The sequence below is a fragment of the Archangium sp. genome (assembly GCF_036388035.1).
In the GTDB taxonomy this organism is placed as follows: domain Bacteria; phylum Myxococcota; class Myxococcia; order Myxococcales; family Myxococcaceae; genus Archangium.
Map to the genome: position 1 here is coordinate 1 of NZ_DASVSO010000790.1, position 10,328 is coordinate 10,328.

General features: G+C 70.1%; 8 protein-coding genes and 1 pseudogene. 5 read left to right on the forward strand and 4 right to left on the reverse strand.

Going from position 1 to position 10,328, the window contains the following annotated elements; genetic code table 11:
- Positions 1-186: pseudogene (locus VF697_RS32560) on the forward strand (hypothetical protein); the annotation flags it as partial.
- Positions 187-196: 10 nt separating this feature from the next.
- Here VF697_RS32560 and VF697_RS32565 read toward each other — a convergent pair.
- Together VF697_RS32565 and VF697_RS32570 are read right to left on the reverse strand one after the other, a co-directional pair.
- The gene (locus tag VF697_RS32565; RefSeq protein WP_331101073.1) at positions 197-1,732 is read right to left on the reverse strand and encodes a peptide MFS transporter; all 1,536 of its coding nucleotides are present in this window, start codon (positions 1,730-1,732) and stop codon (positions 197-199) included.
- Between the two features lie 66 nt (positions 1,733-1,798).
- Positions 1,799-3,769 (reverse strand): thiamine pyrophosphate-binding protein, encoded by a 1,971-nt coding sequence (locus VF697_RS32570; RefSeq protein WP_331101075.1) that lies wholly within the window; start codon positions 3,767-3,769, stop codon positions 1,799-1,801.
- A gap of 363 nt (positions 3,770-4,132) precedes the next feature.
- Here VF697_RS32570 and VF697_RS32575 point away from each other — a divergent pair, with 363 nt between their 5' ends.
- Positions 4,133-4,561: a hypothetical protein gene (locus VF697_RS32575; protein ID WP_331101076.1), complete on the forward strand. Its 429-nt coding sequence runs from the start codon at positions 4,133-4,135 to the stop codon at positions 4,559-4,561.
- Positions 4,562-4,648: 87 nt separating this feature from the next.
- On the opposite strand, the gene VF697_RS32580 is transcribed toward VF697_RS32575, so the two are convergent.
- Entirely contained in the window at positions 4,649-5,836 is a 1,188-nt protein-coding gene (locus VF697_RS32580; protein WP_331101078.1) for a hydroxymethylglutaryl-CoA synthase, read from the reverse strand.
- 472 nt (positions 5,837-6,308) lie between these two features.
- On the opposite strand from VF697_RS32580, the gene VF697_RS32585 reads away from it, so the two are divergent.
- The 3 genes from VF697_RS32585 to VF697_RS32595 all read left to right on the forward strand — a co-directional run bounded on the left by VF697_RS32585 (position 6,309) and on the right by VF697_RS32595 (position 8,877).
- Positions 6,309-7,280: a hypothetical protein gene (locus tag VF697_RS32585; RefSeq protein WP_331101080.1), complete on the forward strand. Its 972-nt coding sequence runs from the start codon at positions 6,309-6,311 to the stop codon at positions 7,278-7,280.
- A 17-nt stretch (positions 7,281-7,297) separates the two neighbouring features.
- On the forward strand, positions 7,298-8,026 hold the full coding sequence (locus tag VF697_RS32590; RefSeq protein WP_331101081.1) for a hypothetical protein: 729 nt from the start codon (positions 7,298-7,300) through the stop codon (positions 8,024-8,026).
- Between the two features lie 98 nt (positions 8,027-8,124).
- Positions 8,125-8,877: a DUF2071 domain-containing protein gene (locus tag VF697_RS32595; protein WP_331101083.1), complete on the forward strand. Its 753-nt coding sequence runs from the start codon at positions 8,125-8,127 to the stop codon at positions 8,875-8,877.
- Between the two features lie 21 nt (positions 8,878-8,898).
- Here the strand turns inward: VF697_RS32595 and VF697_RS32600 are convergent, their stop codons facing one another.
- Entirely contained in the window at positions 8,899-9,858 is a 960-nt protein-coding gene (locus VF697_RS32600; RefSeq protein WP_331101085.1) for a hypothetical protein, read from the reverse strand.
- Between the last annotated feature and the right edge of the window lie 470 nt (positions 9,859-10,328).

A 10,328-nucleotide genomic window follows, 5' to 3' on the forward strand; every position in this document is an offset into this window, starting at 1 on the left:
AACACGGTCTTCAACGAGCGTGAAGACCTGACGGTGGAGCCCTTCCAGGATTGGCTCCGGGACGCCCAGACGGAGAACCGGGGCGAGGGGTGGCATGTCAAATACCTGCGCGACTACCAGGGCGACCACCGGAAGGCTGTCCTGAGGTTCCTCGACTCCGCCGCCGAGTTCATGGCCTCGCGCTGAGGCCGCTGCCTCAGTGCACCCCGCCCATCATCCGGCGGATGGGGCGCACGAAGAGGGCGAGGATGAGGCCCGCGGCCACGCCGGTGGCGGCCACCGCGCCGAAGAGCTGCGGCAGTGGCAGCGTCTCGACCTGACCGGCCAGCTGTCCGGCGATGAGGTTGCCCAGCGACATGGACATGAACCACACGCCCATCATCTGCCCCACCGCCCGGGGCGGGGCGAGCTTCGTCACCGTGCTCAGCCCCACCGGACTGAGGCTCAGCTCGCCCAGGGTGTGCAGCAGGTAGGTGAGCACCAGCCACAGCGGGCTCACCTTGTGGCCTCCCGCCGTCGCCAGCGACGCCACCACCATCACCCCGAAGCCCAGCCCCATCAACACCAGCCCCAGCGAGAACTTGGCCGGGCTGGAGGGCTCGCGGCCCCGCTTGTTGAGCCTCACCCACAGCCAGGCGAACACCGGCGCCAGCAGGATGATGAACAGCGCGTTGATGGCCTGCAGGGTGCTCGCCGGAATCTCCCAGCCGAACAGCACCCGATCCGTCCTGTCGCGGGCGAAGACGTTGAGCGAGGAGCCCGCCTGCTCGAAGCCCGCCCAGAAGAGCGTCGAGCAGATGAAGAGGATGCCGATGACGCCCAGCCGCCGCTTCTCCGAGGCGTCCAGCCCGCCCGCGGTGAACATGTAGGCGAAGAAGGCGAGCGCCAGCGACACGATGAGCAGCCCGCCCGCCCGCGACAGGCCCACCGCCGTGGTGAGGTCCACCACCCCCATCCCCTGCAGCACCACCAGCAGGGCCACCAGCACCCCCACCACCGCGAGGCCCAGCCCGCGCGAGGTGCCGCGCTGCTCCGGCGCTCCGGGGCGTGCCTCCACGCGCTTGGGCTGCTGGCCCACCTCACCCAGGTGCCGGCCGCCGATCAGGTACTGGATGACGCCGAACACCATGCCGAGGCCCGCGAGGCCAAAGCCCAGGTGCCAGTCCACCTGCTCGCCCAGGGTGCCCACCACGAGCGGCGCGATGAAGGCGCCGATGTTGATGCCCATGTAGAAGATGGAGAAGCCGGCGTCCCGCCTCGCGCCTCCCTCGGGGTAGAGGCCTCCCACCATGGCGCTGATGTTGGGCTTGAGCAGCCCCGTGCCCACCACGATGAGCAAGAGCCCCAGGTAGAAGAAGAAGACTCCGGGCAGCGCCATGCTGAAGTGGCCCAGCGCGATGATGATGCCGCCGAAGAGCACCGCGCGCCGCTGGCCGAGGATGCGATCCGCCAGCCACCCGCCCGGCATGGCCGTGAGGTACACGCCCGCGGTGTAGAGGCCGTAGATGGCGCCCGCCTTGGTCGTGTCGAAGCCCAGGCCCCCCTTCTCCGCCGCCGCCGTCATGAAGAGGAAGAGCAGCGCCTTCATGCCGTAGAAGCTGAAGCGCTCCCACAGCTCGGTGAAGAAGAGGGTGGACAGCCCGCGCGGGTGGCCGAAGAAGCTCCGCTGCTCCGGGGAGGCGAGGGGGGCGGCCGGGTCGCTGGCGAGCGTCGTGGCGGGGGGTTGGGTCATTCCGGGCTCCGGAGGGGGGGCGAAGTCCACCCCGCGCCGGACTGTACCCCGACCCGGGCCCGACGCTCAGCCCTCGGTGAGCGGGGCCGAGGCCACGGAGGCGAACCGGTCCCCGTACGGCGGCACCTCGCGGTAGTCGATGTGGCACACGATGACCTGCGGGCGGCGCTCCTCGTCCGCGCGCTGGAGCACCTGGGGCAGCAGCCGCGCGAGCTCGCCCGGCTTCGTCACCTCGTAGGCGTGGGCACCCAGCGACTCGGAGAACTTCACCAGGTCCGGGTCTCCCAGGCTGAAGTACGGGTCGTCCAGGGGGTTCTCGTCCCGGGCCTGCACGTGCTCGCCGTGGTTCACCGTGCCCAGGTAGTTGTCGTTGAGCACGACGTAGACGGCGCCCACCCGGTAGCGCACCGCCGTCAGCACCTCCACCCCATTCATCAGGAACGCGCCGTCCCCGGTGAGCGCGATGGCGGTGTTCTCCGGCCTCCCAAGCTTCCCGCCGATGACGGCGCCCAGCGACCAGCCCATGGAGGACAGGCCGCACGGGTAGAAGACGCGGGTGGGCGGGGTGATGCGCAGGCAGTGCGTGGCCCAGGCGGTGCAATTGCCCATGTCCACGTACAGGTCCGTGTGGGCGCGCAGGTGCGGGTTGAGCTCCGCCATCACATGCTGCGGCTTGAGCGGCCCGTCCTCGCTCGGCAGGGGGGACACCGCGCGGTAGGCGAGGCTCAGCTCGTTGAGGTACTGCCGGCGCTCGCGCACCAGCGCCTCGTTGCCCGGCGCCGTGCCCTGGCCGAACTCCACCAGCCCCGCCACCACCGAGCTCACATCCGCGACGATGGGCAGGTTCACCTGGAGGAACTGGCCGATGACGGAGGGCGTCGCGTCCACCTGGACGACGGTGCTCGCGGCCTGGAAGAGCGAGGAGAAGCTCTTGCTGGCCCACTCGCCCAGGCGGCTGCCCAGCACCACCAGCACGTCCACGCCCGCGCCGAGGTACTGCTCGGCACGCCGGCTGCCGGCGATGCCCAGCACGCCCAGCGACAGCGGATCCTCCTCGGAGAAGAGCCCCTTGCCGCGCACGCTCGTGGCCACCGGCACGCAATAGCGGCGCACGAAGGCGGCGAACTCCGCGCCCTGGGACTCCAGCGCCTCGCGCGCGCCCGCGCCCAGGTACAGCAGGGGCCGCTTCGCCTGCCGCAGCAGCTCGAAGGCCGAGTACACCTCGGAGGCCGGCGCCGAGGGCAGGGTGCCGCGCCAGGCGCCCGGCGCCGTGGGCACGCTCACCTTCGCCAGCTTCTGCCGGGCGATGTTGACGGGCACGCTCATGTGCACCGCCGCGTGCGGCACGGCCTGCGCCACCTTCAGCGAGCGCTCGAAGAGCCGGGGAAAGCTCTTCGCGTCCACCACCGAGGTGCTCGAGGCCGTGCAGTGCCGGAACATCTCCGCCGTGTTGATGCCGCCCTCGTCGGTGCTCTCCTGGATGGCGCCCAGGCCGAAGCGCTCCGTGGACACCTGCCCGCTGAGCGTCAGCACCGGCACCTGATCCAGGTGCGCCGAGGCCACGCCCGTCATCGCGTTGGTGGCCCCGGGGCCCGCCGTCACCAGGCACACGCCCAGCTTGCCCGTGGCGCGCGCGTACCCGTCCGCCATGAAGGCCGAGCCGCCCTCGTGGCCGCCGATGATGAAGCGGATGCGCTCATGGCGGCGCAGCGCCTGCACCAGCGGCGCGATGTTGCCGCCGGGAATGCCGAACACCGCGTCCACCTGCTCCGCCTCCAGGTGCGCCAGCAGGGCCTCCACCACCGTGACGTCCTCGAGCGTGCGGAAGGTGCGCAGCCGCGCCAGGGCGGGCAGCGTCGAGGGCTCCTCCGGGCGCTTCACCGGCTCCGCGTGCGCCGCGCCGTCCCGGGGGCCGGAGAGCGACTCGGCCTGCAAGCCGTTGAGGAACGGGTGCGTGCCCTGCGGGTACACGGCGGTGGCCGACTCGCCTCGGCTCAGGGGATTCGACGCGACCTTGGCGAGCGCGGGCTGGGACACGGAGGGGCCCTTTCTGGACGTCTGGGGGACGCGCTGCCCCAGCAACTCGGGTGGTGGACCTGGACCGGACCGGGGGGAGGCTCGGCAGGGGCGCGTGCGCGCGACGCGTTGTGTCGGAACCGTGACTTCCACGCAAATTACCCCCTTTCCCGATTCGTGGAAACAGGGAAATTAAATTTTTTCAGGTCGGCTGGATTCTTGACTGTGGTAGGGCGCGCGGCCCGCGGGGGGCCTTGGAGGGCCAAGGGGAGGGGGCGGGGCCGCTAACCGCTCGGATTTTCGAGAGGCAGACGGATCGCGCTAAGCTCCGAGCCCCTGCCGCTGCGCCAGACGCGGGGCACGCCCAGCCACACGAGGCAAGTGATGCCTGTCCCTCAGAACTTCGTCACGGAGTACGGCTTTCGCGCTCACGGTCCCGGGTACATCACTCCGGCGGAGGCGCGTGCCTGGTTCGCGGATCTGAAGCCGCGGGTGCTCGCCCTGGAGGGCAAGCCCTTCGGGCTGTTGGTGGACTCGCGCACGCAGAAGGCCAACCCGCCCGAGACCCAGGAAGTCATCAAGGAGGCCATGGTGTGGCTGCGCAGCCATGGCATGGAGCGCTCCGTGGTGGTGCTGGACAGCACCGTGGCGCTGATCCAGATCCTCCGGCTGTCGAAGGCCTCGGGCGTGTACGCCTACGAGCGCTACCTGGACGCCCTGAAGGATCCGGACTGGGAGGCCAAGGCGGTGGATTGGATCGTCCGGGCGATTGATCCGGATCTGCCGCAGCCGGCGCAGAAGCAGGCGCGCTGAGGCGCGTCCGGGGCTTCCTCGCGGTGGCCAGATGGCCCGCGAGCAGGGGGCTCGCGGGCCGTGCGAACCCTCGCTCCCGCGCGGGGCTCAGCGCGCGTAGATGCGCTTGTGGTCGCGCGTGCCCAGGTAGCGGAAGCCCGTGCCGGGAGTCTCCTCGGCCGGCTTCTCGTCCAGCTTCTCGCGGGCGTTCATGATCTGCTCGTACTCGGGGATGCTCAGCGCGCGCCGTCGCTCCAGCAGCGTCTCCAGGCCCAGCGCCTTCACGCGCGCCTGCGCCTCGGGCGACACCACGCCCGTGAAGAACTCCGCGCACGAGCCGCTGCCGTACGAGAACAGGCCCACGCGCTTGCCCGTGAGATCCTCACGCGAGGACGACAGGAGGCTCGCCAGCGCCAGGTACATGGAGCCCGTGTAGATGTTGCCCACCTGCGAGGGCAGCACGAGGCTCGGGCCCACCAGCCGCTCGAAGCTCGCATCCGGCTCCTTGTCCCCGTCCAGCGTGCGCACGTGGCGGTGCGCCTTGCGCGACATCTTCCCGTACGGCACGTGGTAGACGAGCGCGGCGAAGCGGTCGCTGGAGTAACCCTCGCCCCCCGCGTTGCCGGCCGTCTCCTGCCAGGCCTTGTAGGCCCCCTCCAGCGCGTCCAGGTAGCACTGCACCGAGTAGTGCCCGTCCACCACCGCGTCCTTCGAGTAGAGCGGCCGCCAGAAGTCCATCACGTCGTTGGCGTACACGCCGGAGCCGGCCTCGAGCGTCAGCAGCCGGGGCTTGTCCGACACCAGCAGCGCCACCGCGCCCGCGCCCTGCGTGGGCTCTCCCGGCGTGCCCACGCCGTAGCGCGCGATGTCCGAGCAGATGATGAGGGCCTTCTTGCCCTTCGCGCTGCCCGAGCGCACCCAGTCCGTCGCGAGCTGCAGCGCCGCCGTGCCGCCGTAGCAGGCGTGCTTCGTCTCGAAGACGCGGCAGCGCGTGGACAGCCCCAGCAGGCCCTGCACGTACGAGGACACCGGCTTGGAGTGGTCCACCGCCGTCTCGGTGCCCACCACCAGCATGCCCACGTCCTCGGGAGCGCAGCCCACCGCGTCCAGCGCCATGCGCGCCGCGCGCGCCGCCAGCGTCACCGTGTCCTCGTCCACCAGCGGCACGGCCATCCGCGTCACGCCCAGGCCGTCCACGTACTTGCCCGGCGCCACACCGCGCGCCCTGGCCAGCTCCGCCAGCTCCACGTACGTGGGCGGTACGGCGATCCCGAGGCTCTCCAGCCCTGCGTGCATCCGGTGCTCCTTCAATTTTTCAGTAGGGGGGAACTAAATGTGGGGGGAGAAACATTCTGACCCATTCCCCGGGTGTGCTTCTACCCCCCTTTGGCGCACGCGGTCCCCGCTGCCATCTACCTCTCTCGTCCTTCAGGTTTCCGCGCCTGTCCGGCATCGTGGTTGGGTGCGACTCACCGCCGGCTGGCTCCATCGGTTGAGCAGGCTTGCGCTTCTGTTGTTGCTGACGGGATGCGCTGCGCATCCTCCCTCGAGGGCTCCTCGGGGGTACGGGCAGATCAGTCCTGTCTCCGCTCAGGCCTCCCCACGTACGGCGAGCGCCGGGCCGCGAACCGTCGAGATTGACTTCGAGGCTCCCACGCCTCAACAGGCGGAGGCCCTGCACCGCGGCGGCGTCCACTTGCCCCGGGTCTCCGCGCGGACCGCCGACCCACGCGCGCATCGAGATTTCGTCGAGCTCCGAGTCACGGCCGTGGGCTTTGGCATCACCACGGGCGGCTATCTCCTCTACTGCGAGGGGTTGCCGCTACCCGTCCTCGTCCCGGAGTCCCAGGTCGATCTGGGCGTGACGAGCGCCGAGCCGCTCCATGCCTCCATCTACCCGGATCGAGACACCGCCCTGGAGGAACTGGCAGCCCGAGTCCCGGAAGCAAGCCACCCGAGGTATGCCTACTACCGCGGAGCGGGGGGCGCGCTCATCGTGCCCACTCTCTTCTCCCCGGCCGCCACCCCGCGCATTGCCCGGACGATGCTCGAGGTGCGCACGCACCTGACACAGGCGACCCAGCGCGAGCTGAAGGTCTTGTTGTTGACCCTGACGGGCACCAAGGTTCTTCAGGGCGTTTTCTCACGGGTGCTGCGGGTGGGCTCGGAGCCGGAGCTCCGTCCGCTCTCCCGGCAGGAGCCACCTGGCGGCCCGGCTCCGGCATCGCGCCCACCCGCGCCGCGAGCTGCTCCACCCGCCTCAGAAGCCGCCCCCGCCCCTGTCCCAGCAGCACCCGCTCCGGCAGCACCCGCTCCGGCGCCGGGCTCGGCCGTACCCTCACCGAGCCTGGTTCAGGCGCTCTCGGGCGGCAATCCGACGCCGCGGGTGGCCCCTGGCCCACGCCTGCCTCGAGATGTCGTGGTCGGGCCAACAGCGCCGCGGGAGCTGCCGCCGAACCGGCCTATCAGCTCCAGCCCCACCCAGAACGCGCAGGTCCAGGTGGACATCCAATACCTGCAGGACATGGGTGCCACGAACCTCCGGGTGAACCAGCAGCAACTCAAGCTGGGCAACCGCCCACGTGTGGGAACCAATCGACCAGACCTGCAATTCGACTATAACGGGCGCCGCTACCATGTGGAGTACGACACGCCCGCGTCGGGCCGAGGTCCTGGCCACCAATCGCGCATCGTCTCCAACGATCCGGACGCGGAGATCATCCTCCTGATCGTGCCCTGACGAGCGAGGCGCACCGGATGAGCGAGAACATGAAGGGCCTGCTCCTGGAGGATCGCTGGGCGCCTGTCACTTCGGAGTTGGGATTTCTGGAGACGGATGCCGAGCACGCGGCCCGCGCCTACGCGGCGTGGCAGGGAGGATTGCTGGCGCCCCGTGGCATCGCCGTGGGGGTGTCCCCGGTCTCAGGTACCCTGGAGCAGACCCTTTCCACCTTGCTGCCCCTGAACGATGCGGAGAGGCGGCGGCACCTCTTCATCCCAACGCGCAGTCCCTGGACGGCGTACCTCGATAACGGGTGGCAGGGGACCGATGCGGCGAGCGCCATGTCCTCCATGGCCCGGAGGCTGGGCTGCCGGGGCATGCGTGTGGTCGCGGTGCCCCACACCCTCCGCGAGGGCAGGGGCCGCTACGGGGCTGTGATGTTCGAGCTGTACGGTCCGCGGCAGACGGACTGGCTCAACTACCTCCGCACCCTTCACGCCATGAACGATGGCGGTCGCTGGGTTTTCGGCCAGTCCGGTGAGCCCTTCCCCTTCGAGAAGCTGGAGCAGTACCAGGCGCGCAAGGTGAGAGACCGCTTCACCTTCGGCCTGCTCGGGGAGTACCTGCTCCACCTGGGGCTGTCCCCCTTTCAGGAGGACTTCTACCTGCCGCAGGGCGCTCCCGCCTGGCTCGTGGAGAAAACGGGGCCCACCGTCTCCGCTCAGCAGGAGTACACCCTCGCCCAGGCCCGCGAGCACTTCTGACCCCTGGTTGAGCGCCCGGGACGTGAGGTGCGGCGTGTTCAGCGAGGGGTTGCACGTCCTGTCGATGTAGTCTTCGCGCCCCGTCCTGGAGGCCCTTCGTGTCCGAGCTCGAGATGGATCGCATCGCCCCCACGCGGAGGCCAGATGAGCGGCCGGTGATGTACCAGAGCTGGAAGCATCTCCTCTTCCTCCACTGGTCGCTGCCGCCGGAGGTGGTGGCGCCGCTGCTGCCGCCGGGCCTGACGCTCGACACCTTCGATGGGCGCGCGTGGGTGGGGCTGGTGCCCTTCACCATGCGGGGCGTGCGTCCCCGGGGCCTGCCCGCGGTGGGCTTCCTGTCGGACTTCCACGAGACGAACGTGCGCACCTACGTGCACCACGAGGGAAGGGACCCGGGCGTCTGGTTCTTCAGCCTGGAGGCCGCCAACGCCATCGCGGTGCGGCTCGCCCGCACCTGGTTCAAGCTGCCCTACCACTACGCGGGCATGGAGCTCACCGTCGGGCCCCAGGGCGAGTCCTTCGCCTACCGCTCCGAGCGTCGCTGGCCCGGGCCCACGCCCGCCACCTGCGCCGTGCGCTGCATGCCCCGAGGGGCTCCCTCCACCTCCACCCCGGGCACGCTCCAGCACTTCCTCGTGGAGCGCTACTTCCTCTACTCCACTGCCCGCGGCCACCTCTTCCGCGGCCAGGTGCACCACCCGCCCTACCAGGTGCGGGGCGCCGACGTGGAGGGCCTGGACGAGTCGCTCCTGGCCGCCGCCGGCCTCCCCCGTCCTTCCGAGCCCCCGCTGGCGCTCTTCTCGGACGGAGTCGATGTCGACGTGTTCCCCCTCAAGCGCGTGGAGCGCTGAGGCGAGCGCCACGCCGGGCTCCTAGCGGCGGGGCAGGGGCAGGGTGGGCAGCGGGAGCTCGCCCATCATCGAGGGGCAGGCGCCACAGTCGGCGGCGCAGCTATTGGGTGTGGTGCCCGTGCCGCAGCGCTCCGTCGCCTGGCACACGCCGTCACCGCAGCTGTAGACGTCCGTCGCCTTGATGCGCGTGGTGATGGGGCGGTAGGTGACGCCGCCGTAGGTGCAGGAGGTGTAGAAGGTATTCGTCGCATCGCGGGTGCAGTACTGCGAGCAGCTGCCCACGTACTGCATGGGCGAGCACTGCGCCGTGTTCCCCGAGCCAGCGAGGCCGCACACGCGCGGGCTGCTCTGGCTGCTGGTGAGGGAGAGGCCATCGTTGCCACCGTAGGTGCCGGTGTTCCCGTCGAAGAGGTTGCCGAAGAAGCACGCCTCCTGGACGCCGTAGTCCGTCAGCTCCTGGCTCGTAGAGGGGATGGTGTTGCCGGCCCCGTCGAGCCCCAGCAGCGAGACGATGACGTGGATGCCGAACTTGTTGGCGTGCGCCGCCATGCAGGCCGACACCACCTGCAGCTCCGCCGTCGTGGCCGCGTTGCCGCTCGCCCAGCCCGCGGCCAGCCCCAGCATGCCGCTCCAGGTATAGGTGACGTGCGTGCTCGGGTCCGTGTACGAGCGGCTCTCGCCCGAGGGCACCCCGCAGGCCACCACGTACCTCATCACCTCGTCGCGCTGCGACGGATCCGCCTGGAACCAGTTGCTGAAGCTGCTCGTGGACAGGCCGTTGAGGCTCAGGCCGTTGAGGCTCAGGCCGTTGTCCAGGTGAAGGGAGTGCGACGTGCTGCCCAGCTCCTCCGTCTCCCCGGGGAGCTCCCCCGCCGGTCCGCAGCCGATGGCGCAGACAACCCCGAGTGCCACCAGCCAGCTCCACCGCGTCGGATACAGCCCCCAACCACCGCGCCGAGACTCGAGAGTCTTCATCAGCATGGGCCACCCCTGGGAACGGATGTCGCGTTGTCGGTCTGCCTCTCACTCCCCTCGTGGAGCCCCTCGGGAACGACCCGACAGTCTGAACTCCACGCCTTCAGTGTGAATGGGGCGAACGCGGGAAAAAAGGACACCCCCGCCAGAACGGCCCTTTCGGTCTCAATTGAGACACCTGATTCGTCGAGACACAGAACCGGTGCCCGGCACAATGCCTGTCAGTGAATGACCTTTCACGTCCCGTGCTTGGACGTGTCAGGCCATGCGAGGCGAAGGACGCCTCGCGGTGTCTGGAATTGAGGGGGAAGGGGGCCCGTCAGCTCGCGAGCGACAGGGTGCAGACGCGCGCGGCCGAGGGGGTGACGCCGAAGCCGCTCGCGTCCCGCACCACCCAGCCGGCGATGTCCGCCAGGGGTCCACCGGTGATGTCCAGGCCGTCCGGGCCGCGCCGCGCATCCACCTGGCCCACGTGG